Source organism: Massilia atriviolacea, assembly GCF_003953935.1.
GTDB lineage: Bacteria > Pseudomonadota > Gammaproteobacteria > Burkholderiales > Burkholderiaceae_D > Telluria_A > Telluria_A atriviolacea.
Map to the genome: position 1 here is coordinate 110692 of NZ_RXLQ01000004.1, position 20592 is coordinate 131283.

The following is a 20592-nucleotide window of genomic DNA, read 5'->3' on the forward strand; positions in this document are numbered from 1 at the left end:
GTCAGGCCGCCAGCAGCAGGGAAATCTGCAGGGCCGTGCCCTCGGTCGGATTGTGGCGGAAGCCGCTCTTGGCAAAGCGGTGCCAGCGTCCGACCACATAGCTCACCAGCAGGCTGGCGCGCGCGGCGACGTCGGCTTCCTGGCCGTGGCCCTGGGTGACGGCCAGGCGCAGCGACTGCTTGCAGGCCAGTTCGACCTTGTCGTAGAACTGGTTCATGCGCAGCTGCAGGCGCTCGTCTTCGTTGACCAGGGCGTCGCCGATCAGCACCCGGGTCATGCCGGGATTGTTGGCCGCGAAGCCGAGCAGCATCTGCAGCACGGCATGGGCCTGGTCGACCCCGCCCGGTTCGTTTTCCGCGATCTGGTTGATCAGGCCGAAGACGCTCGATTCGATGAATTCGATCAGGCCTTCGAACATCTGCGCCTTGCTGGCGAAGTGGCGGTACAGCGCCGCTTCGGATACGTCCAGCCTTGCTGCCAGTGCCGCCGTGGTGATTTTCTCGCCTTTGGGCTGCTCCAGCATGGTGGCCAGAGCCTGGAGGATTTGCAGCTTGCGCTGGCCCGGCTTGGTGCTTGCCATGTGTTCTCGATGAGGTGGGTTTGTCGTTGTCAGCGTAGCCGATTCATGCATCTCGGCAACTGGAGCACGGATTTTACTTTGACATCGACATAAGCGGGGCGTTTTAACTTTTTTGGCAACGGCGCAACACCGATGGGGTCGGCCATGCGCAGATACTGGGTGATCCACGCGGTGCGCATACCGACCTGTTTCGCGGTGCGCAGGTTGGCCAGGGTGTCTTCGACCAGGATGCAGCGCTGCGCGCTCACGCCATGCTTGCGCAGCAGGCGGCGCAGCATCAGCTTGGACGGCTTGGGCCGCAATTTGCCGTGCACGTGCATGTTTTCGATGGCGATGTGGTGGCTGAAGTGGCGCCGCAAGCCGAGGTGGCGCATGACGTCGGTCGAGTAGCGCGTGGGCGCGTTGGTCAGCAGGATTTTACGCCCCGGCAGGCGCTTGAGCAGGCGCGCCAGCCCGCGTTCGTAGCGGATCATGTCTTCCAGGCGCTCGATGTTGTGGGTCTCGTGCAGGAAATCGGCGGCGCTGACCTGGTGGTGCGTGATCATCCCGAGCAGGGTGGCGCCGTAGCGTTTCCAGTATTCCAGGCGGGCGGCGTTGACCACGTCGGCGCTGGCGGGCGTGACGCCGTCGCCCAGCACGCGCGCGATGTAGACGTTCATGTTGGCGGTGATGGTGGGGAAAATCGCGTGCGAGGCGTTGTGCAGGGTATTGTCGAGATCGAACAACCAGAGCGGGGCGGAGCGGGTAAGATTGGACACAGGAGACCTGAAAAAAACGCGGTAGCGAACCAACAAGGAAAAAACGCATGAGACGTCCAATTATAGTGTTGTTCCTCAGCCTGCTCATGCTGGCCCTGCCGCCAGCCTGGGGGGCCGAGCGCGGCGCGCTGTTCAAGGTCAGCGGCAGCGGACACACGATGTACCTGTTCGGCACCATGCACGTGGGCTTGCCGGAGTTCTATCCGCTCGAACCGCGCATCGCCACGGCCATTCAAAACGCCTCGACGCTGGCGCTGGAGGTCGACCTGATGCAGGACCCGGCCAGGCTCGGTGCGGCGATGCAGGCCCACGCCATGCTCGCGCCCGGCAAGCCAGGCTTCCGGGAGCGTTCGCCGGCGTTTCGCCAGCGCGTGGAGCAAGCCCTGAAAAAGGCGAAGATCGATCCGGCCGCGGTGGCGCGCTTCAAGCCGTGGCTGGTGGCCACCACCCTGACCCTGGCCGAGTACGCAGCCGAGGGCTACCAGGCCGAGCTGGCGGTCGACATCAAGCTGGCGCAGATGGCGCGCGCCAGCAAGGTGCCGGTGATCGAGCTCGAATCCATCGCCACCCAGTTCGCCATGTTCGACCGGCTCGGCGTGGAAGAGCAGTGGGCATTCCTGGAAGAGAGCGTCGACATGATGGAGTCAGGCAAGCAGCGCGCGGAGCTGCGCCAGATCGTCGATGCCTGGGGCTCGGCCGACAAGGCGGCGCTCGATGCGGTGGCGGCCAAGGTCGAGGGCGACACCAGCGTGTCGGGCAAATTCATGCAACAGGTGCTGTTGGACGAACGCAACGGTCCGCTGGCCGAGAAACTGGCGGCCTTGCTGGCGAAACAGGACAAGAGCGTGGCGGCGATCGGCGTGCTGCACCTGGTCGGCAAGAATAGCGTGCCGGCATTGCTGGGCGCAAAGGGGCTGACGGTCGAGCGGGTCTACTGAGGGGGAGGGTGCTGCGCAAGGAATGGTGCCCTTTACGTGGATTGAACACGTGGCCTCTCCCTTACCAAGGGAGTGCTCTACCACTGAGCTAAAAGGGCAATTTCAAGTGGCGGCGAGTGCCGCCACAAAAATTTTAGTGCGACCGGATCATAGTGCCAAATGCCTGTTCGGTCAAGACTTCGAGCAACAAAGAGTGTTCGATCCGGCCGTCGATGATGTGAACCGTGTTCACGCCCGACTTGGCGGCGTCCAGCGCCGATGAAATTTTAGGCAGCATGCCGCCTGAAATCGTGCCATCGGCAAACATTTCGTCGATCTCGCGGGCCGACAGGTCGGTCACGAGATTGCCTTTTTTATCTTGCACGCCGGCGATGTTGGTCATCATGATCAACTTTTCGGCCTTCAGGATTTCCGCGATCTTGCCGGCGACGACGTCGGCGTTGATGTTGTAAGCCTGGCCATCCTGGCCGAAACCGATCGGCGAAATGATGGGGATGAAGGCATCGTCCTGCAGCGCCTTGACCACGGCCGGGTTGATGGCGTCGATTTCGCCGACAAAACCGATGTCGAGGAACTCGCCCGGATTTTCCTTGTCCGGCATGGCCATCTTGCGTGCACGGATCAGGCCGCCGTCTTTGCCGGTCAGGCCGACAGCCTGGCCGCCGTAGTGATTAATCAACATCACGATGTCTTGCTGGACTTCGCCGCCGAGGACCCATTCGACCACTTCCATGGTTTCTTCGTCGGTGATGCGCATGCCTTGCACGAAGCTGCCCTGTTTGCCGATTTTTTTCAGGGCGTTGTCGATCTGCGGGCCGCCGCCGTGCACCACGACCGGATTCATGCCGACCAGCTTGAGCAGGATGACGTCGCGCGCGAAGCCGTGCTTGAGGCGCTCGTCGGTCATCGCATTGCCGCCGTATTTGATGACAATCGTCTTGCCATGGAAATTACGGATATACGGCAGTGCCTCGGCCAGGATCTGCGCCTTGATCTGCGGGGAAACCGCGGTCAGGTCGTCTTGATGGTCGGTCTTCAGTTTGGGCAAAGGAGCGGTCATGGCGGGTCCGGAAATGAAATTTTGCGAGATTTTACAGGCAACAGGGAGAAGCTTGTGGGCATTATAGGGCCATCTTGTTGTATTTTCATTTTTGATCCGTTAGGCTGGCCTTAAATGCATCGCCGCCGCGTTCGCAGGGCGTTTGCGGCCTGCCTGGCAGCCAATTAATTGATCAGGAAACAGCACTATGAATGGCATCGCCCGCAGTTGTCTTTTCCCTTGGGCCCGAGCGCGTCGGAAGGCGGCGCCCCATGAGTAGCTGCAGCCGTTGTGGGGCGCAGTTCGGCTGCGCCATGGCCGACGGCACGGACGGGCCGTGCTGGTGCACCGAACTGCCGCCGGTGGTGGCGGTGCCGGCGCAGGACGGCGCGGCGGCGTGCTGGTGTCCGGCTTGCCTCAAAGCGCATATCGCGGCGAGCAAGGAGGCGCCGGTGACGCCCGTGCGCGACTGAGAGGATGGCGCAAGTGCGCGATTCGAGGTTTTTCCCCGTGCAGGCGCTTTCCGGTGCGCGCCCATCCGGTGCTGCGCGCCGCTGTCGCGCCGCACATCGTCGCCTCCCACGCCACTATCTTGTCGGGCAGCAGGCTTTTTCACCCGTGCCGGGCTCGCTTGGGATTACCATACCCACACTGGGATGGCGTTGAACAAGGAGCGGTCAATGGCGGATTTGTACGACACCGACGTGGTGGCATGGGCATACCAGCAAGCCGCTTTATTGCGGGCTCGGCAGTGGTCGGCGCTCGACCTCGACAACATCGCCGAAGAAATCGAGGGCGTTGCCAAGGCCGAAAAGCGCGAGCTGGGACGGCGCATGGCGGCCTTGTTTGCGCAATTGCTGGAATGGCATACGCAGCCCGACCGCCGCAACACGGCTTTGCTCCGAAGCATCGGCGACCAGCGCGTCAGCATTGCCCGCGTCCTGCGCAAGATGCCCAGCCTGCAGTCGGCCTTGCTGGACGTCGACTGGCTCGACGACGCCTGGAAGGATGCCCTCAGCATCGCGGCCGAACACATGGAACTGGCGGGTTTGCCCCGCCGCAGCACCTGGACCCTGGTGCAGGTGCTCGACGAGCATTTTCTGCCGGATTGACGCTGTTCGCTACCTCAGCGGCAAGCCGGCCTCAGGCCTCGCGCTTGGTCTGGAAAAAACGCATCATCTCGCGGCTGGCGTCCGGACCCTTGCCATCGGTATAGCTGCCGCGCGCGTTGCCGCCGGACCAGGCATGGCCGGCGCCGTGGATCAGCCACTGCTCCGCCTGCGGCGTACCGTCGACCGTCTGGTGCACGGTGCGCGTGTAGGCGTGTCCGTCCGGCACGCGGCCCGGCTCGATGATCTCCTGCATCACGTTGTGCGCGCCGCGTTTGATCAGCTCGTCGCCATTGACCGGATGCACGGTCGTATCCTTGTCGCCGTGGAACACGATGATGGGAATCGACTTGCCGCTGGCCCGCTGCGGCCCGAAATTGCCTTTCATGGCGGCCAGCGCCGACGGCAAATCGTGCGCCGAGGCGAACGGCAGCCCCGAGTGCACGCCCACGGCCGCGTACAGCTCCGGATACAGGGTACCCATGATGGTCGCCATCGCTCCGCCGGCCGACAGCCCAGCCACATACACCTGGCTGGCGTCGACCGCATGGTTGTGCATGACCGTTTCGGTAATGCCGGCAATGATCGACGGTTCTCCCTGGCCGCGCTGTTGGTCGACCGCATTGAACCAGTTCCAGCAACGCGAGGAATTGGCTTGCATCGATTGCGCCGGATACACGACCAGGCATTGCATTTCTTCGGCCAGCACGTTCATTTGCGTGCCGGTGGCGAAGTCGTCCGGGTCCTGGGTGCAGCCGTGCAGCATGACCACCAGCGGCATCGGCCGTCCATCGTAGCTGCTCGGCACATATAACTTGTAAGTCCGGGTGCCGGCCGCATTCGTAAAACTGCCGTCCGTAAATTTGCCGGGCAGGGCCTCGGCCGGGGTCGAGGCGGCGCCGCCCTGCATGCCGCTCATGCCATTCATGCCATTCATGCCGGGAATGTCGAAATGGGGCATCTTGAAGGCGGCATGGCCGTTCGCGCCTGCACGGTCGAGCTTGGCGAGCATGTCGGGCATCAGCTTGTTGAAGGCGTCGGTCGCTTCCTGCACCACGTTCTTGACGTACTGATCCTGGTGCGAGGCGCCCGGTGCCTGCGGCCGGGACGCCTGCGGCTGCGGCCCCGGCGGCGGCGCGCCGGCCTGCGCCGTGTTCACGCCCTGCGGCCCGCCCGCCAAAGGCATGGGCGGCACGCTGTCGCGCGGCGCCGCCGGCGCTGCCGGCTGCCGGGGCGTGGCGCTTTTGTGGGGCGTCAGGACCTTGAGCGCTTCCTGAATGACGCTGGTGGCGGCTTTCGGCCCGTTGCCCATCAGGGTCTTGGTTGCCGCTCGCATGTTCGCGAACAGTTTGTCATTGAGTTTCATTGGCTTTTTCCTTATGTAAGCATCAGAGGATGCGGCCCGCCAGTGCTGTCTTGATCACGCTGCTTGCATGCAGGGCGCCAAGCACGAAAATGGATTCGATGGTGGCCAGTGCCAGTTCCACGGACACGTCGCTGGCGATGCTGGCCATGCCCAGTACCTGGATCTGCAAGCGTTCGCCCGCCGCCAGCGCCGCTTCCAGGTCGGCCCGGGAATAGTGATGCATTCCCAGCACCAGGCTCTTGCGCGCCACCGTCTGCTTGACCACCTCGGCGTGCGTGTTGAGCTGGTTGCGGATCGCTGTGCGGATCAGGTCGGTCCGGTTCGAATAAAACCCTTCACTGACCAGCAGGTCGATCTGCCCCAGATCGATCAAGCCCAGGTTGATGGTGATTTTTTCCGATTCGGCAGGTTTCAGTTTCAGGTCGCGGGTGTTCATAAGTCTCCAATATCATCTGCGTGGCATCCCTACGCCATCTGTATGGATGGTAGTCTACCCCGATGCGCGTCTCCGTCAAGCGCGATTCGTCTGAATGCGATAATGACGTTTTTATGTATCAATCCCGTCACAACGGAGAAACGATGGCAAACATTACTGGAATCGACCATGTACAGGTCGCCATGCCGCCCGGCGCCGAAGAGGCGGCGCGCGCCTTTTACAGCGGCGTGCTGGGCCTGCCCGAAGTCCCCAAGCCGGCGCACCTGGCCGTGCGCGGCGGCGCCTGGTTCCAGTGCGGAAGCGCCCAGTTGCACCTGGGGGCCGACAGCGCCTTCCTGCCCGCCAAGAAAGCCCACCCGGCCCTGATCGTCGCCGGTTTCGAGGCCTTCGTCGGTGCGTTGAGGGCGGCTGGCGTCGACGTCCAGGTGGAAGAGATGGTTGCAGGTCTGCAACGCGCCACCGTAAACGATCCTTTCGGAAACAAAGTCGAGCTCATCGAGCAACGTTAGGAGATAATCCGCGCATGAGTCCCGACCTGCAACCCGGCTTCCGCTTCGACTGGAGCTACACCGTCCCTGCGCGCGCCAGCGTGCCGCAGCTGTACCACGACACCGGTTTTTGCCTCGACATGCCCGACGTGCTGGCTACCGGCTATCTGGTCGGCATGATGGAGCTCGCTTGCGTGAACGGCATCATGCCGTTCATGGACTGGCCGCGCGAGCAAAGCCTGGGCACGATGGTGCGGTTTTCGCATTTTGCGCCGACGCCGCCCGGCATGACCCTGAGAATCGAGGGCGAGCTGCTCGAAGTCGACGGCCGCCGCCTGCTGTTCCGCGTGCAAGCGTGGGATGGCGTCGACCGCATCTGCGAGGGCACCCACGAGCGCCATGTGATCGACCGTTCCCGCTTCAATGCCAAAGTGGCAAGCAAGGCGGCCGCTGCCGCCGAAGCGGGACTGGCATGAGGCCCGAACTGCAGACGCCGGTGCCGTCCCCCTGCATCAGCCTGTGCGAAATGGCGCCCGATACCGCGTCCGCCAAGGGCCTGTGCCGCGGCTGCCTGCGCACCCTCGATGAAATCGTCGCCTGGGGCAATGCCTCGGACGACTACAAGCGCGCGGTCTGGGCCGAGATCCGCCGCCGCGAATCCGAACTGGACTTCGACTAAATGAACTTCTACACGCCGCAGCAAGCGGTCACCGGCCCGGCCTACGGTACCGGTTTCAAGGTGTTCGCCACCGTCGTGACCGTGGTGCTGCTGCTGTACGGCGCCAGCGTGGCCTGGCGCTTTCCGCTGCCCTCGTTCGGGATCGGCGTCAAGGCGCTGCTGCTGGGCGCCAGCGTCATGCTGGGCGTGAGTTACTACTGGTTCCTGCGCGCCACCACCACCGTCGACGCCACCGGCATCCGCCAGACCTGGCTGTACGACAAGCACGTCGAATGGCGCGACGTGCGCGGCGCCAAGATGATCGGGATTCCCTACTGCTCCTGGCTATTCCCGCCGCGCATGGTTGTACGCACCGGCAATTCCTTCACCACCTTCAATGGCGGCTCGCAAGCCGTCCTGATCGAGTTCGCCAAGATCTCGCTCGCGTTTCAAATGAAAAAATGAGTAAGCCATGAGTGCAATGTTAAATCCCGACCCGGCACGGCTGCCGGCGTCGATGCAGGTGTTCGAACGCGGCTGGCTGTCGTCCAACAATGTGCTGTTTACCGGGCCGGGCGAGTCCACCCTGATCGACAGCGGCTACAAGACCCACGTGCCGCAGACCCTGGCGCTGGTCGGCCATGCGCTCGGCGAGCGGCCTCTGGGGCGCGTCATCAATACCCATTTGCACTCGGACCACTGCGGCGGCAACGCGGCGCTCAAGGCGCGCCACGGCTGCCGCATCGGCATTCCCGTGGCCGAGGCCGCCAACGTGGCAGCCTGGAACGAGGACGCGCTCAGTTTCAGGGCCACCGGCCAGCAGTGCGATCCGTTCGGCGCCGACTTTACGGTGTCGCCCGGCGACGAGCTGGAACTGGGCGGCACGCGCTGGCAGGCGCTGGGCGCGCCCGGGCACCATCCGCACTCGCTGATCTTGTTTTGCCCGAGCGAAGGCATCGTCATATCCGCCGACGCCTTGTGGCGCAACGGTTTCGGCGTGATCTTTCCCGAGCTCGACGGCGAATCGGGCTTCCTGGAAGCGCGCGCCACGCTCGACCTGATCCACAGCCTCGACGCCCGCCTCGTCATTCCCGGACACGGGGCCATCTTCACCGACGTCCAGCCGGCCCTGAAACGGGCGTTTACGCGCCTGAATTTCCTCGAAGCGGATCCGCTGAGGAATTCCGAAAACGCCGTCAAGGTCATCCTCAAGTTCCTGCTGCTGGAGCGCCAGCGCATCAGCCTGGCGGACGTGGCCGGCATGTTCGCCACCATTCCCGTGCTGGAGGGGGCGCGCAGGCGTCATCTGCAGCGTTTCGAAACGTCCGCGCAGATGGCCGACTGGGCCGTGCAATCCCTGGTGCGGGCCGGTGCGGCCAAGCGCGACGGTGAGAATCTGGTCAATAGCGACCTGTAAACACGCTGTCGCCGCGTTTTCAAGCACGATCGTACTTTTTTCGAACTATAATGGCTGAGAATTTGATTCCATCCACTTTTTTCGATTGCGAGACCGACATGGCATTGCCCGCCGCGCTGCAAAACCTCACCCTTCCCGTCATTGGATCGCCGATGTTCATCGCCAGCGGACCCGCGCTGGTGGCGGCGCAGTGCAAGGCCGGGATCGTCGGTTCCTTCCCCGCGCTCAACGCCCGTCCGGCCGAGCTGCTCGACACCTGGCTGACCGACCTCAAGCAGGAACTGGCCGATTACCAGGCTGCCAATCCGGGCGCCAGGGTGGGGCCGATCGCGGTCAACCAGATCGTGCACCAGTCCAACGACCGCCTGGAACACGACGTGGCCATGTGCGTCAAGCACCAGGTGCCGATCATCATTTCCTCGCTGCGCGCGCCGCCGAAAGAGATGCTGGACGCGATCCACAGCTACGGCGGCATCGTGCTGCACGATGTCGTGTCGATCCGGCATGCCGAAAAGGCGCTGGAAGCGGGCGTGGACGGCTTGATCCTGGTGGCGGCCGGTGCGGGCGGGCACGCCGGGCCGCTGTCGCCGTTCGCGCTGGTGGGCGAGGTGCGCAAGTTCTTCAAGGGACCGATTGCCTTGTCGGGTTCGATCGCCACGGGCGATGCGATCCTGGCGGCGCAGGCGATGGGGGCGGACTTTGCGTATATCGGCTCGCGCTGGCTGGCGACGAAGGAATCGAACGTCACGGACGAGTACCGCGACGCCATCGTGGAATCGGCGGCGGCCGATATCGTGTACACCAATCTGTTTACTGGCGTGCACGGCAATTACCTGAAAAAATCGATCGTCAACGCCGGGCTCGATCCGGATGCCTTGCCGGAATCGGACAAATCGAAGATGAGTTTCGGTTCGGGCAGCGCCAAGGCCTGGCGCGACATCTGGGGCGCGGGGCAGGGCGTGGGGATGATGGATGACGTGCCGACGGTGGCCGAGATGGTGGCGCGCCTGAAGCAGGAATACGACGCGGCGCGCGCGCGCCTGGCGCTTTAATCGCAAGGCAGGGGGAGGCTCGAACGATTGTCGCTGGCCTCTAATTCGTCGCCCCCGTGCAGGCGGGGGCGACGACCGTACCGCAGTTTGACCTTCCAGTTTTATGGACCCTCGCCTGCGCGGGGGCGACGACCTTACTGCAGTTTGACCTTCCAGTTATCCTGCACGCACTTGACGTAGTTATCCGCAATCAGCGCGCTGTACGGCGTCTGGTAACTGACCAGCTGGCATTGGTTCTGCCCGCCTTCATTCCAGTTCTTTTCCCAGTAAATGTTGTACGACGCCGAACTCGACGGCCCGAAGCGCTGCATCGTGGCGCACGATAACTGCTCCGACCCCACATTCCAGCCCAACTCGCCCGCAAACTGCTTGTAGTAGTTGATGCGGTTCTGCGCCGCCGCTTTTTCCGTTCCCTGTCCGCACTCGGCGTTGATGATCATGATCGTCGTGGCGAAATTGTTGCCCGCCCCCGCAGCGCGGTCGGCCGCGTTCGGTACCCAGGTGCCGTCGATCACATGCAGCATCGATGGCTTGGGCGGCTGCGGATACACGAAGAAGAAGGTCGCCGACGCCAGGTTCAGCCAGGTCGACGCCACCTTGTCCGGATCGCGCAGCAGCACCGACTGGTCGCCGCCGAACATGATCTGCGAAAACGGCCCGTAGTTGTAGTTGTACGACAGCTGCTTGGCCCCGCGTCCGAAGTACTTCTTGTAGCTGCCGTCGGCATTCTTTCCGCAGGTCCAGACCGCATTGAACACCGGATCGGCGCATTCGGCGTTGTAGCCGCAGCCGGCGCCGGTTTCGTCGCAGCCCAGCTCGCGCAGGTACTTCAAGCCTTGGCGCCATTCCGGAATCGTGCTGCTCGCGTTGTGCTCGCCGGTTTCCTGGGCGAAGTGCGCAAACATGGTCGCCAGCGTGTGGCGGCAGATGCCGTCGGCATCGCGCCCGTCGCCGTAGTCGTCGCACAGGGCCGGAAACTTGGCCACCGCCTGCAGGAAACGCTGGTAGGTGTAGCTCGGCTCGCGCACCGCAAAGAAGTGGTCCCACTTCGTTGCCGGCAGCAGGCGTTCGACACGCTTGACGTTGATCGGATTGGCGCCGCGTCCCGGCACCACTTGCTCGACGGACGCGTTGTCCAGGGTGCGGATCGATGCCTTGACGGTGCGGAAAAAGGCGTTGTCGGTGAGCTGCGCTTCGCGCGCCTCGGCCTGCGCCCTGGTCGGAACGCCGCCCGGGGGCGGCGTCGGCGTCGGCGTTGGTGTCGGCGTCGGCGTTGGCGTTGGCGTCGGAGTCGGTGTTGGCGTTGGCGTCGGCGTGGGGACGGGCGGTGGCGTCGGCGTCGGCGTCAGCGGGATGAACTCCCACGGTCCCCACTGTTCCGCCCCGGGCACATTTCCTTGCGTCCACCACTTCGCCTTGTAGACTTTGCCATCATGAATCGCGCACATGCCGGCAGTAAACACCGCACTGGCGCTCCAGAACGGACAAGCCGCATTCGCACTGGTCTTGCTCAGCGCGTGCGATCCGCCGTCGGTCCCCGTCGATTCGCCCCCACCGCTGCCGCCGCAGCCGGCCAGCATGCCCGCCAGCAGTCCTACCGCCAGCGTCGATAATTGTTGTTTCATATTTTTGCTCCAGATAATTTGGATGTCGGGTCAAAAAAACCCGGAAACGACGCTGTCGTTTCCGGGTCATGACTGCCCTACAGGAACATCACGCGGTGCTTACGGCAGCGCGACCGGCAGTTCCGGATACTCGTCCGCCAGCGCATAGCGCTTGCCGCCGACCGTGATCGCGTAGTTCGACGGCCCCGAGATCGGCAACTGGTAGTTGAGCGTGAGCGAGACCGACGCGCCCGGCGCCAGCGATTGCCATGCCGGAATCGTGAACTGCGCGCGGTTGAAGTTGGCCTTGAAGCCGCCGATGTTGTTCGGCCCGGTGTACCCGGCCGCCGTCACTTTCAGCCCATAGCCCGACTGGTCGCTCATATTGGCCGGCGCCGAGACCGGATACGAAAACTCCACCACGCTGCCGCCCGGAATGGTGGTGGCCGACTTGTTGGTCACCGTCATCACCGGATTGATCGGGAAGTTGCTGTCGCCCATCTTCCAGCCACCCAGTTCGATGCTGACCTTGGCGCTGGTCGCAGGCACGGCCGTTTCGGCGCGCTTGTTGCCGTACGGGCCAGCCGACTTGAAGGTGTTGAAGATATTGGTGGTCAGGGTGTTGCCCATGAAGTACTGGCCCTTGCCGCCGTTCTTGCTGGCATCCCACGCGTAGTCGCCCGCCATCTCCCAGATCATGATGCCGCCGATGTTGTTGTCGACGATGTAGCGCGCCTTGGCATCCATCGATTGCGCCGTCTCGGTCGAGAGGAACACGCGGGTGGTCGGGTTCCACAGCCACGGCGCCGCCATGGTGGCGCTGTAGTTCGGCTGGTAGGCGCCGCGCAGGGTCTTGTCGGTCACCTTGTAGGCGTCGAGGTAGTCCGGCAGGATGGCTTTTTCCAGGTTCAGCGCGTGCCACAGCGGATTGCCGCCGCCGGGAATCGGCTGGCCGTTGACGTCGAGGTCGTGCCACAGGTTGTCGATGCCGACCGCGCCTTCGCCGCAGGTCTTCACGCCGGCGCAGGTGATGGTCGAGTTGACCAGGGCGGTGGTGCCCCACAGGCCGTTGGTGCCGCCGTTTACATTCCTCCAGCCGCGCGTGTAGTACGGCACGCCCAGGTTGATGCGTCCGGCTTGCAGCGCGCCACGGTAGTAGCGGTAGGACCAGTCGACGTTCAGGTAGCCGATGTTGGCGAACTGGTAGGCGTTGCCGGCGCGCAGTTCGGCATCGTTGCCGTCATCGAACAGGGCCGCGTTGGGACCGACATACTGGTTCCAGCCGCCGTGCAGGTCGTAGCTCATCAGGCTGGCGTAGTCGAGGTACTTCAGGCCCGACAGGTTTTCCTCGCCGCGCAGGATCCAGGCCGAGGCCGAACCGGCGATGGTCAGCAGGTAGTACTTCTTGTCGGCCACGGCTGCCGTGTCGAGCTTGGTGCGCACCCGTTCCAGCAGCACGTTGTAGCTCTTCATCAATCCGGCCAGGCGCGGTTTCGACATGCCGAAATCGAGCGGGTTGCCGGCCTCGTTGTTGGTGGTCGGGTGCTCGTAGTCGATGTCGATGCCGTCGAAGAAGCGGTACTGGCGCAGGAACGCCACCATCGAGTCGGCCAGGGTGTCGATGCCGGCGCTGTTGAGCGAGCCGTCGGCGTTGGTGGTGGCCGTGTAGAAGCCGCCGCTGCCCGCCCAGCCGCCCACCGAGAGCATGATTTTCACGTCCGGATGCTTGCGCTTGTATTGCGCCAGCAGGTTGAAGTGGCCTTTGTACGGCAGGCTCGGGTCCATCGCGGCGGCCGGGTTCTCGGGCCAGGTCAGGCCGGTGTCCGGATTGGTCGGTCCGCTGCCCAGCAAGAGCTTGGATGTGGCGGTGTCGACGGCGGCGAAGGCGTAGTTGACGTGGGTGATCTTGTCCCACGGGATATTGTTGACGAGGTAGGACGGTGTGCCATCCTTGCCCGTGCGCCAGCTGGTGAAATAGCCGACGATGCGGCGGTTCAAGCCATGCGCGAGCACTTCGCGGCCATTGGCGTCGTACACGCCGCAGTAGGGCACGTTGGGAACCTTGGAGGTCAGGCCGTCAGGGCGGCAGGCGACCGTCGGCGTCGGTGTCGGCGTCGGCGTCGGTGTCGGTGTCGGCGTTGGCGTCGGTGTCGGTGTCGGCGTCGGCGTCGGGGTTGGCGTCGGCGTCGGGGTCGGCGTCGGGGTCGGGGTCGGAGTCGGGGTCGGGGTTGGCGTCGGGGTCGGCGTCGGCGTCGGCGTCGGGGTCGGGGTTGGCGTCGGTGTCGTCGACAGCGCCCACGGTCCCCATTCCTCGGTGCCGGGCACATTGTTCTGTGTCCACCACTTTGCCGTGTAGGTTTTTCCCAGATGGCTGACGCAGGCGCCAGCCGTGTAGACCTGGGTGGCGGACCAGGCACTGCAGACCACCACCTGGGCCAGTTGGCGCTTCGATTCGCCACCCTGGCCTTGAACGGCGTCAGGACCGCTGCCGCCTCCGCAGGCTACCAGGGCGCTGCCGAGAAGGGCGCCCATCAAACGATTGATCGTCATTATTATTGTCTCCGTTATTCATGGTGTTCCCCCTAAAAATCATGATTCGGGGGATAGTTACTGTAGAAGTCGTTCGGCCAGCGGAAATTGGTCGTCGACAGCGTCACCGAAATATCGAGCCCTTCCACGTAATGCCACCAGCCGACCGGCAGGAACAGGATCTCGCCCGGTTCCAGCACGCATTCGAGGACCTGCACCTCGGCCATGGCGGGAAAGCGCGCCAGGTCGATGTTGCGGGCGTCTACCTCGGTAAAGCAGTGCCGGTGGTTGTAGATCCTTGGCGTGTCCGACGGCGCCATCAGCTTGATCTTCTTGCGCCCGATGATCTGGGCCATGAAGTTATTGGTCAGGTCGTGGTGGAACGGGGTCACCGTTCCAGCAGGACCGAACCAGAAAAAGCCGCGCCGGCCCGGGTCGTCATCGAGGTACTCGGGCAGGGTGCCTACGTCCTCGAACAATTCCTTCAACGCATCGCGGTTGAGCGAGTCGTTGTTGGCGGTCATGTAGAAGTCATTCGTGCGGCCGCTGTTGCGGACCATCTCCACGTACTCGCCGAAAGGCATCTTGCGCTTGTGGGCGATACTGTTGAGCTCGTATTGCGGATCGGCTTCGCGTCCGAACTGCACCTCGACCACGCGTTCGCCGAAGCGCTGCGCAAAATAGTCGAGGTTCCATTTCTGGCGTGCCGGGAAGTGCTCCAGCATGCCGGTGATGATCACCGGCCGGTTGGTGCGGTAATACTGTTGCAGGAACTCCTCGCCGGAGAGCCGCTCCCGTCGTTCAATCCCCTCGTCGTACAGCCGGTTCAATTGCGCCTGGATGCCGAGCACCCAGTCGCGCTTGTTGACCCGATTGGCCAGCCTGCGCGCAGCCTGCAGATACGGGCTGCGCAGCGCCGCGTCGATTTCGGTGCGGGCATTCGCCTGCGACACGTTCGATTTGACCAGGATGGCGGCAATCGCCTCGGGCGAGGTGCCGAGCATCAGGTTTTCGCCGATCCAGCGGCGCCAGTCGTCGTTGACCTGCATGGTCGGCTGCACGTTCGGCTGCACGTTCGATTGAATTTTCAAGAGGTTTCTCCAGGAGGTTGCGGGCATGGAGAAACCGGCCGCCTTGTGTGGCGACAGCCGGTCCCTCCGCTTAGCCGCTTAGCGGCCCTTCCATACTGCGCTGGTCAGGGCACCGTTGGCATCGCCGTCGAGTTCCCAGGAGAACGCGCCGCGCAGGCCCTGATCGCGCATATACTTCATCTTAATGTCGATGGTCGCCGGATCGTCATAGCTCCACCATTCGTTGCTGGTCGTCAGCAGGTACAACTGCTTGGTCACCGGATGAGTCCAGCGGGTGCCGGCCTTATTGATGAGAACCTTGTAGTCGTCGATGCCGGCTTCGTACTGGCCCGCTGCCGGGCCGCTTGCTGCCTGGTACAAACCGTCGCCGCGCGGGCCGGGGCTCACGCCTTTCCAGCCGCGGCCGTAGAACGGCACGCCCAGCAGGATTTTGTTTTTCGGCATGCCGGCTGCGACCAGGGTCTTGATCGCGTCGTCGGTGTTGTACTTGACCAGGTTGCCGGTCGCCGGGTCGGCCGGATCACGGTACAGCGGCGCGTGGAAGTTGGTGGTGTTTTCCCATCCGCCGTGGAAGTCGTACGTCATCACGTTGACCCAGTCCATGTACTGACTATACAGCGCAGGTTCGGTCTGGGCAATCTTCTCGCCGCCGGCGCCGATGGCGGCCGTCAGCGGATAGCGTTTGCCGTCCTTCTTGCCCTGTTCATCGAGCTGGGCCCGGAACTCGGCCATCAGCAGGGTGAAGTTGCGCTTGTCGTTGACCGTGTCGACCGTGTTGTACGGCTGACCGCCACCGCCCGGGTATTCCCAGTCGATATCGATCCCGTCGAACACGCCCTTGGCCGCGCCCGGACCGCCGCGGCCATCCTGCACCGGCAAGTCGCCCACGATAAATTGCTTGATGCACGAGCGGGCCAGTTGTTTGCGCAGGGCATCGGTTTTTGCCGCTGCCGAGAAGTAACGCGACCAGCTCCAGCCGCCCAGCGAGATGAAGATCTTCAGGTTCGGGTGGGCCGCTTTCAGCAGTTTCAGCTGGGCGAAGTTGCCGGTCAGCTTGGCATCCCACGGGATGACCTTGCCGTCGACGGTGCGCGCAGGCGAACGCTGGTAGTCGGCGTAGGCGTCGCCGCCGGTGCCGGCGTCGGCTGGCGGCGGCACGCTGTTGCCGGTTTCGGCCTTGGTCACCATATCGCATTCGTAGCCGCCGTTTTTGGCGTACACGTTGCCGAAGGCGTAGTTGATGAAGGTCAGCTGGTCGGCCACGCTGGTCGGCACGCCGTTCACTGGTGTCTTGGTGGTATGGATGTCTGCCACTTCGTAGCTGCGGCCGTACACGCCCCACTGCGCGAAGTAGGAACCGATTTCACGGCCGGCGACCGGGGTCGGGGTCGGGGTCGGGGTCGGCGTTGGCGTCGGGGTAGGCGTTGGTGTCGGGGTAGGCGTCGGCGTCGGCGTTGGAGTCGGCGTCGGCGTCGGCGTTGGGGTAGGCGTTGGCGTCGGGGTGTCCGTCGTCAGTTGCCATGGGCCCCATTCTTCGGTGCCCGGGATATTGTTCTGGGTCCACCACTTGGCTTTGTAGACCTTGCCCTGGTAGACCACGCAATTACCGACGGTGTAGACCGCGGTCGCATTCCAGTCGGCACAGGCGACCACGGCGGCAGCCGTCTTGGTCATGCTGCCCTGCAGGCTGGATTTGTCGCCGCCGCTGCCGCCTCCGCAGGCGGCAAGCATGCCGCCCATGAGCGCGATCAGCAGGCCGCTCTTTGTGTTGTATTCCATGTTGTCTCCTTGGTCGATAGGTGTCCGTTTTACGATCAGTTGCAATCGGAACTTACGCCGATCAATCGGAAAAACGGTGAGTCAGAGTGAGCCGAGGAGAATTGGTAGTCAAGTGGTTTTATTGGTTTAACTAAAATGAAATACCAGTTAAATTTGCGAAAGAATGTCTCGTCCAGGCAAGGTATGCCTTTATCGAGGATGCATATACGGGGAACGCATAGTTAAATGTGGAGGCGGAGAAAGGCGAGATATCAGAGAGATATCAAATTGTACACAAGATGAGTAGTACCGCTTTAGTACCCGTTTGGATTGGTATTAACCGCGCCGCAGGTGTATACGGCGCGTTTTTCGTGCGGGTGGGGATTTTGTTGAAAATTACCGTTGCTTGAGGTCTTCGGCGCGGATTGCCCACAGGCCAGGCAAGTTGCGCCAGTAGCCATACACATCCATGCCGAAACCGACCACGAACTTGTTCGGAATCGACAGGCCGACGATGTCCGCCTTGACCGGCTTGCTGCGCTTGAGGGCCTTGTCGGCGAACACGGCGATGACGACTTCCGCCGCCCCCATGTCGAGCAGGCGCTGCTTGACCTGGGCCAGGGTTTCGCCTTCGTCCAGGATATCGTCGAGCACGATGATGATGCGGCCTGCCACGCTGGGGCGCGGAATGACTTTCCACACGACATTGCCACCCTGGTCGTCGTCGCCGTAGCGGCTGACGTGGATGTAGTCGAATTCGAGGGGGAAGCGCAGTTGCGGGAGCAGGCTGCCGGTGAACACCACCGCGCCGCCCATCACGCCGAGGACCAGGGGAAAGGCGGCGTTGCCGGGCTGGTCGAAGCGGGTGTTGAGTTTGTCGGCGACCTGGCGTACGGCGGCCTGGACGGCGGCGGCATCGAAGATCTCCTCGGCATTGTCGAGAAGGGCGCGTGCGCGTTCGGCGTGGAATTCTTGCATGGTGGTTAGCTCATAAAGGACACCAGGCAATTATCCTGCAAAGTGCACTGCACAATGCGCTTAGTTGGTATTGTGCGACAGGCGCCGGCTGCGTTTGGCGCTCATCGTTTGGGATGCATCGTCATCGCGGCGACACCGCTGTCATCGTTTCCACCACAAGCTTCGTCGTTCCCGCAAAGGCGGGAACCCACGTTCGTGCCCTGGTCGACGGCTAATCTTCCAACTTGGGTTCCCGCCTGCGCGGGAACGACGGCGGTGGCGGGAGCGGGAACCACGGCGGTGGCGGGAGCCATGGAGGCGGACGCGGCAACGACGCGGTATCGGTTCAGCTGTAATCCCTCAGATCCTCGATCACCTTCCCATCGTCGGCCAGGGTTCCCGGCGACTCGAAGCGCACTTCTCCGCGCAGCTTGGTCACCTCGCGAATCGACTCCACGATCGCCGCCGCCTGCGCCGCATCGGGCGCGCTGGCCACCTCGCAGTGCAAGGTCATCACATCGTTCGCCATGCGCCCGGTTACCACCATGCGCGCCTTCAGAATGCCCGGATGGCGGCGCACGATGTTATTGACCTGCGACGGATGCACGAACATCGCGCGCACCTTGGTGGTCTGGTCGGCCCGCCCCAGCCAGCCGCGAATCCGGCTGTTGGTGCGCCCGCAGCGCGACGGCTCCGCGTCCACCAGCAGCGCCGACATATCGCCTGTCGCAAAGCGGATCAGCGGATAGTCGGCATTGAACAAGGTCACCACGATCTCGCCGATGTCGCCCGGCGCCACCGGCTCCCCGCTGCCGGGCCGCACGATTTCGAGCAGCACGTCCTCGTCGAGCACCATGCCGGGATTGAGCACGCCATCGGTGGCCGTCTCGTACGCCATGCTGCCGATATCGGCCGAGGCATAGGTCTGGAACACATGCGGCACGCCGTTTTCGCGGAACCACGCGCGCAGGGACTCCGGCAGCGCCTCGGCGCCCATCAGGGCCCGCTGCATGCTGCCGATATCGGCCCCCATCTCGCGCGCCTTCTCGATGATGATGCGCAAAAACGACGGCGTGCCCACATAGGTGTCCGGACGCAGGTCGGCGATCGCCTGCACCTGCATTTCGGTCTGCCCGGCGCCGGCCGGAATCACCGCGCAGCCGATGCGCGCCGCCCCGCCTTCGACCATGAAGGCGGCGGGCGTGAAGTGATACGAAAAGCAGTTCTGCAGCAGCCCGCCCGCGCGCACGCCGGCCGCGTACATCGGCCGCGCAAAGCGCCACCAGTCCTGGCCGCGCCCTTCCGGATCGAAGATCGGCCCCGGCGAGACATACACGCGCGACAGTTCGCCCACCGGCGTGACCGCCAGCCCGCCGAAGGGGCGCGAGGCGCTCTGCAGCGCTTTCAGGTCGGCCTTGCGCGTGATCGGTAGCGCCGCCAGCGCGGCGCGGCTGTTGATGGCGGCGGGGTCGACGCCGTCGAGGATGCGCGCCCAGCCCGGCGCGCTGAGGGCGCGCTCGATCAGTTGCGGCAGGCGCGCCATCAGGTCGCGTTCGCGCTCCTGCGGGTCGCGCGTCTCCAGCGCGTCCAGGGTATCCACAGGGGTGTCCACCTTCATGCTTGTTCTCCGATCTGGCGTTGCAGCTTGCGTGTCAGTTTGGCGAAAATCAGTTCGTAGGCGCGCCGCAGCAGCGCCGCCGCCTCGGCATCGCTGAGGGCCTTCGCGTGCTCCACATACACCCACTTCGCGCGCGCCAGGTAGGGCGCGGGGATGATGCCGGGGCGGTCGGTGAGCTCCAGGAAGCGCTCGTCGTCCACCTTGAAGCAGATGCCGGTCGCCGGCACGGCATGGTCCGACATCGCAAACATCTTCTCGCCCACCGAAAACACGGCGCGCGTCTCCCATTTGCGGTCTTCGGTCGCGCCGGGGAAGGTGCGGCACAACGCCTTTGCGGCTTCAAAATCCATCGTGATTCCTCAAGCCAGCCAGCGTTTGCGGCGGCGGTAAAACTTCATGTCCCTGAAACTCTTGCGCTCGGCCCCGGATACGCCCAGGTAGAACTCCTTGACGTCCTCGTTGCTGGCCAGTTCCTTCGCCTCGCCTTCCATCACCACGCGCCCGTTTTCCAGGATGTAGCCGAAGTCGGCGTAGCGCAGCGCCACCGTGGTGTTCTGTTCCGCCAGCAGGAAGGACACGCCTTCCTTCCGGTTCAGATCCTTGACGATGTCGAAGATCTCTTCGACGATCTGCGGCGCGATGCCCATCGACGGTTCGTCGAGCAAAATCATGGACGGCTTGGCCATCAGCGCGCGCCCGATCGCGCACATCTGCTGCTCGCCGCCGGAGGTGTAGCCGGCCTGGCTGGCGCGCCGCTCTTTGAGGCGCGGAAAATACTGGTACACCGCATCGAGCGCCGCTTTCAGCTCGGCGCGCGAGATGTTGCGGGTGTAGGCGCCGGTCAGCAGGTTCTCTTCGATGGTCAGGTGGCCGAAGCAGTGGCGCCCCTCCATCACCTGCGACAGGCCGCGCTTGACCAGCTCATTCGGCGTGAGCTGGTCGACCCGTTCGCCCTTGAACTGCACCTCGCCCTTGGTCACGTCGCCACGCTCGCCGCGCAGCAGGGTGGAGATGGTTTTGAGGGTGGTCGATTTGCCGGCGCCGTTGGCGCCCAGCAGGGCCACGATCTTGCCTTTCGGGACCTGCAGGGAGACGCCCTTCAACACCAGGATCACGTGGTCGTAAATGACTTCGATGTTATTGACCGACAGGTAAGGCATGCTGGCAGCGATGGTGTTCATAGGCTTTTCGCGT

22 protein-coding genes and 1 tRNA gene are annotated in these 20592 nt (G+C 63.6%); 9 read left to right on the forward strand and 14 right to left on the reverse strand.

Features of this window, described 5'->3' with window-relative positions; translation table 11 throughout:
* Position 1: 1 nt before the first annotated feature.
* Positions 2 to 631: a nucleoid occlusion factor SlmA gene (gene slmA, locus EJB06_RS08455; protein WP_370660118.1), complete on the reverse strand. Its 630-nt coding sequence runs from the start codon at positions 629 to 631 to the stop codon at positions 2 to 4.
* Entirely contained in the window at positions 610 to 1338 is a 729-nt protein-coding gene (locus tag EJB06_RS08460) for a pyrimidine 5'-nucleotidase (RefSeq protein WP_229426979.1), read from the reverse strand. The genes slmA and EJB06_RS08460 overlap by 22 nt, the downstream gene beginning before the upstream one ends.
* 47 nt (positions 1339 to 1385) lie before the next feature.
* On the opposite strand from EJB06_RS08460, the gene EJB06_RS08465 reads away from it, so the two are divergent.
* Positions 1386 to 2276 carry a TraB/GumN family protein gene (locus EJB06_RS08465; RefSeq protein WP_126073587.1) on the forward strand — a complete coding sequence of 297 codons (891 nt, stop codon included), beginning with the start codon at positions 1386 to 1388 and terminating at the stop codon, positions 2274 to 2276.
* Between the two features lie 23 nt (positions 2277 to 2299).
* Here the strand turns inward: EJB06_RS08465 and EJB06_RS08470 are convergent.
* Together EJB06_RS08470 and argB are read right to left on the reverse strand one after the other, a co-directional pair.
* Positions 2300 to 2374, reverse strand: a tRNA-Thr gene (locus EJB06_RS08470).
* Positions 2375 to 2409: 35 nt separating this feature from the next.
* A complete protein-coding gene (gene argB / locus EJB06_RS08475) occupies positions 2410 to 3336 on the reverse strand; it encodes an acetylglutamate kinase (RefSeq protein WP_054265500.1) in 927 nt (308 codons plus the stop codon).
* Between the two features lie 251 nt (positions 3337 to 3587).
* Here argB and EJB06_RS08480 point away from each other — a divergent pair, with 251 nt between their 5' ends.
* Entirely contained in the window at positions 3588 to 3788 is a 201-nt protein-coding gene (locus EJB06_RS08480) for a cysteine-rich CWC family protein (RefSeq protein WP_126073588.1), read from the forward strand.
* Positions 3789 to 3995: 207 nt separating this feature from the next.
* Entirely contained in the window at positions 3996 to 4427 is a 432-nt protein-coding gene (locus tag EJB06_RS08485) for a DUF29 domain-containing protein (protein WP_126073589.1), read from the forward strand.
* Positions 4428 to 4458: 31 nt separating this feature from the next.
* Here EJB06_RS08485 and EJB06_RS08490 read toward each other — a convergent pair whose 3' ends face one another.
* Both EJB06_RS08490 and EJB06_RS08495 read right to left on the reverse strand, forming a co-directional pair.
* Complete coding sequence (locus EJB06_RS08490; protein ID WP_229426980.1) at positions 4459 to 5790, reverse strand: extracellular catalytic domain type 1 short-chain-length polyhydroxyalkanoate depolymerase; 1332 nt, start codon at positions 5788 to 5790, stop codon at positions 4459 to 4461.
* 22 nt (positions 5791 to 5812) lie between these two features.
* On the reverse strand, positions 5813 to 6226 hold the full coding sequence (locus EJB06_RS08495; protein WP_126073590.1) for a ribbon-helix-helix domain-containing protein: 414 nt from the start codon (positions 6224 to 6226) through the stop codon (positions 5813 to 5815).
* Positions 6227 to 6369: 143 nt separating this feature from the next.
* Between EJB06_RS08495 and EJB06_RS08500 the strand changes: the two genes are divergently transcribed.
* The 6 genes from EJB06_RS08500 (at position 6370) to EJB06_RS08525 (ending at position 9841) form a co-directional block, all read left to right on the forward strand.
* Positions 6370 to 6735, forward strand: coding sequence for a VOC family protein (locus EJB06_RS08500; protein ID WP_126073591.1), 366 nt, complete (start codon positions 6370 to 6372; stop codon positions 6733 to 6735).
* A gap of 14 nt (positions 6736 to 6749) precedes the next feature.
* Positions 6750 to 7190, forward strand: a complete 441-nt coding sequence (locus tag EJB06_RS08505) for a thioesterase family protein (RefSeq protein ID WP_126073592.1) — start codon at positions 6750 to 6752, stop codon at positions 7188 to 7190.
* Positions 7187 to 7393, forward strand: a complete 207-nt coding sequence (locus EJB06_RS08510) for a DUF1289 domain-containing protein (protein WP_126073593.1) — start codon at positions 7187 to 7189, stop codon at positions 7391 to 7393. The genes EJB06_RS08505 and EJB06_RS08510 overlap by 4 nt, the downstream gene beginning before the upstream one ends.
* Positions 7394 to 7837, forward strand: coding sequence for a hypothetical protein (locus tag EJB06_RS08515; protein WP_126073594.1), 444 nt, complete (start codon positions 7394 to 7396; stop codon positions 7835 to 7837).
* A 7-nt stretch (positions 7838 to 7844) separates the two neighbouring features.
* Positions 7845 to 8789 carry an MBL fold metallo-hydrolase gene (locus tag EJB06_RS08520; protein ID WP_229426981.1) on the forward strand — a complete coding sequence of 315 codons (945 nt, stop codon included), beginning with the start codon at positions 7845 to 7847 and terminating at the stop codon, positions 8787 to 8789.
* Between the two features lie 98 nt (positions 8790 to 8887).
* Positions 8888 to 9841 carry an NAD(P)H-dependent flavin oxidoreductase gene (locus EJB06_RS08525; protein WP_126073595.1) on the forward strand — a complete coding sequence of 318 codons (954 nt, stop codon included), beginning with the start codon at positions 8888 to 8890 and terminating at the stop codon, positions 9839 to 9841.
* A gap of 134 nt (positions 9842 to 9975) precedes the next feature.
* On the opposite strand, the gene EJB06_RS08530 is transcribed toward EJB06_RS08525, so the two are convergent.
* The 8 genes from EJB06_RS08530 to EJB06_RS08565 all read right to left on the reverse strand — a co-directional run bounded on the left by EJB06_RS08530 (position 9976) and on the right by EJB06_RS08565 (position 20579).
* The gene (locus tag EJB06_RS08530) at positions 9976 to 11466 is read right to left on the reverse strand and encodes a glycoside hydrolase family 19 protein (protein WP_126073596.1); all 1491 of its coding nucleotides are present in this window, start codon (positions 11464 to 11466) and stop codon (positions 9976 to 9978) included.
* A gap of 99 nt (positions 11467 to 11565) precedes the next feature.
* The gene (locus EJB06_RS08535) at positions 11566 to 13875 is read right to left on the reverse strand and encodes a chitinase C-terminal domain-containing protein (RefSeq protein WP_370660122.1); all 2310 of its coding nucleotides are present in this window, start codon (positions 13873 to 13875) and stop codon (positions 11566 to 11568) included.
* A 152-nt stretch (positions 13876 to 14027) separates the two neighbouring features.
* A complete protein-coding gene (locus EJB06_RS08540) occupies positions 14028 to 15023 on the reverse strand; it encodes a cupin-like domain-containing protein (RefSeq protein ID WP_198420802.1) in 996 nt (331 codons plus the stop codon).
* 120 nt (positions 15024 to 15143) lie between these two features.
* Positions 15144 to 16844, reverse strand: a complete 1701-nt coding sequence (locus EJB06_RS08545) for a glycosyl hydrolase family 18 protein (RefSeq protein WP_126073599.1) — start codon at positions 16842 to 16844, stop codon at positions 15144 to 15146.
* Between the two features lie 375 nt (positions 16845 to 17219).
* Complete coding sequence (locus tag EJB06_RS08550) at positions 17220 to 17801, reverse strand: hypoxanthine-guanine phosphoribosyltransferase (protein WP_126073600.1); 582 nt, start codon at positions 17799 to 17801, stop codon at positions 17220 to 17222.
* A 325-nt stretch (positions 17802 to 18126) separates the two neighbouring features.
* Positions 18127 to 19398, reverse strand: a complete 1272-nt coding sequence (locus EJB06_RS08555) for a phenylacetate--CoA ligase family protein (protein ID WP_126073601.1) — start codon at positions 19396 to 19398, stop codon at positions 18127 to 18129.
* A complete protein-coding gene (locus EJB06_RS08560) occupies positions 19395 to 19748 on the reverse strand; it encodes an MmcQ/YjbR family DNA-binding protein (RefSeq protein WP_126073602.1) in 354 nt (117 codons plus the stop codon). The genes EJB06_RS08555 and EJB06_RS08560 overlap by 4 nt, the downstream gene beginning before the upstream one ends.
* A gap of 9 nt (positions 19749 to 19757) precedes the next feature.
* On the reverse strand, positions 19758 to 20579 hold the full coding sequence (locus EJB06_RS08565; RefSeq protein ID WP_198420789.1) for an ABC transporter ATP-binding protein: 822 nt from the start codon (positions 20577 to 20579) through the stop codon (positions 19758 to 19760).
* Positions 20580 to 20592 lie beyond the last annotated feature (13 nt).

Excerpts from the sequence above, each read along its gene's own strand:
- slmA (WP_370660118.1), bottom strand. The coding sequence starts at position 631 with ATGCATGAATCGGCTACGCTGACAACGACAAACCCACCTCATCGAGAA.
- EJB06_RS08465 (WP_126073587.1), top strand. The coding sequence starts at position 1,386 with ATGAGACGTCCAATTATAGTGTTGTTCCTCAGCCTGCTCATGCTGGCC.
- argB (WP_054265500.1), bottom strand. The coding sequence starts at position 3,336 with ATGACCGCTCCTTTGCCCAAACTGAAGACCGACCATCAAGACGACCTG.
- EJB06_RS08480 (WP_126073588.1), top strand. The coding sequence starts at position 3,588 with ATGAGTAGCTGCAGCCGTTGTGGGGCGCAGTTCGGCTGCGCCATGGCC.
- EJB06_RS08485 (WP_126073589.1), top strand. The coding sequence starts at position 3,996 with ATGGCGGATTTGTACGACACCGACGTGGTGGCATGGGCATACCAGCAA.
- EJB06_RS08490 (WP_229426980.1), bottom strand. The coding sequence starts at position 5,790 with ATGAAACTCAATGACAAACTGTTCGCGAACATGCGAGCGGCAACCAAG.
- EJB06_RS08495 (WP_126073590.1), bottom strand. The coding sequence starts at position 6,226 with ATGAACACCCGCGACCTGAAACTGAAACCTGCCGAATCGGAAAAAATC.
- EJB06_RS08500 (WP_126073591.1), top strand. The coding sequence starts at position 6,370 with ATGGCAAACATTACTGGAATCGACCATGTACAGGTCGCCATGCCGCCC.
- EJB06_RS08505 (WP_126073592.1), top strand. The coding sequence starts at position 6,750 with ATGAGTCCCGACCTGCAACCCGGCTTCCGCTTCGACTGGAGCTACACC.
- EJB06_RS08510 (WP_126073593.1), top strand. The coding sequence starts at position 7,187 with ATGAGGCCCGAACTGCAGACGCCGGTGCCGTCCCCCTGCATCAGCCTG.
- EJB06_RS08515 (WP_126073594.1), top strand. The coding sequence starts at position 7,394 with ATGAACTTCTACACGCCGCAGCAAGCGGTCACCGGCCCGGCCTACGGT.
- EJB06_RS08520 (WP_229426981.1), top strand. The coding sequence starts at position 7,845 with ATGAGTGCAATGTTAAATCCCGACCCGGCACGGCTGCCGGCGTCGATG.
- EJB06_RS08525 (WP_126073595.1), top strand. The coding sequence starts at position 8,888 with ATGGCATTGCCCGCCGCGCTGCAAAACCTCACCCTTCCCGTCATTGGA.
- EJB06_RS08530 (WP_126073596.1), bottom strand. The coding sequence starts at position 11,466 with ATGAAACAACAATTATCGACGCTGGCGGTAGGACTGCTGGCGGGCATG.
- EJB06_RS08540 (WP_198420802.1), bottom strand. The coding sequence starts at position 15,023 with ATGCAGGTCAACGACGACTGGCGCCGCTGGATCGGCGAAAACCTGATG.
- EJB06_RS08545 (WP_126073599.1), bottom strand. The coding sequence starts at position 16,844 with ATGGAATACAACACAAAGAGCGGCCTGCTGATCGCGCTCATGGGCGGC.
- EJB06_RS08550 (WP_126073600.1), bottom strand. The coding sequence starts at position 17,801 with ATGCAAGAATTCCACGCCGAACGCGCACGCGCCCTTCTCGACAATGCC.
- EJB06_RS08555 (WP_126073601.1), bottom strand. The coding sequence starts at position 19,398 with ATGAAGGTGGACACCCCTGTGGATACCCTGGACGCGCTGGAGACGCGC.
- EJB06_RS08560 (WP_126073602.1), bottom strand. The coding sequence starts at position 19,748 with ATGGATTTTGAAGCCGCAAAGGCGTTGTGCCGCACCTTCCCCGGCGCG.
- EJB06_RS08565 (WP_198420789.1), bottom strand. The coding sequence starts at position 20,579 with ATGAACACCATCGCTGCCAGCATGCCTTACCTGTCGGTCAATAACATC.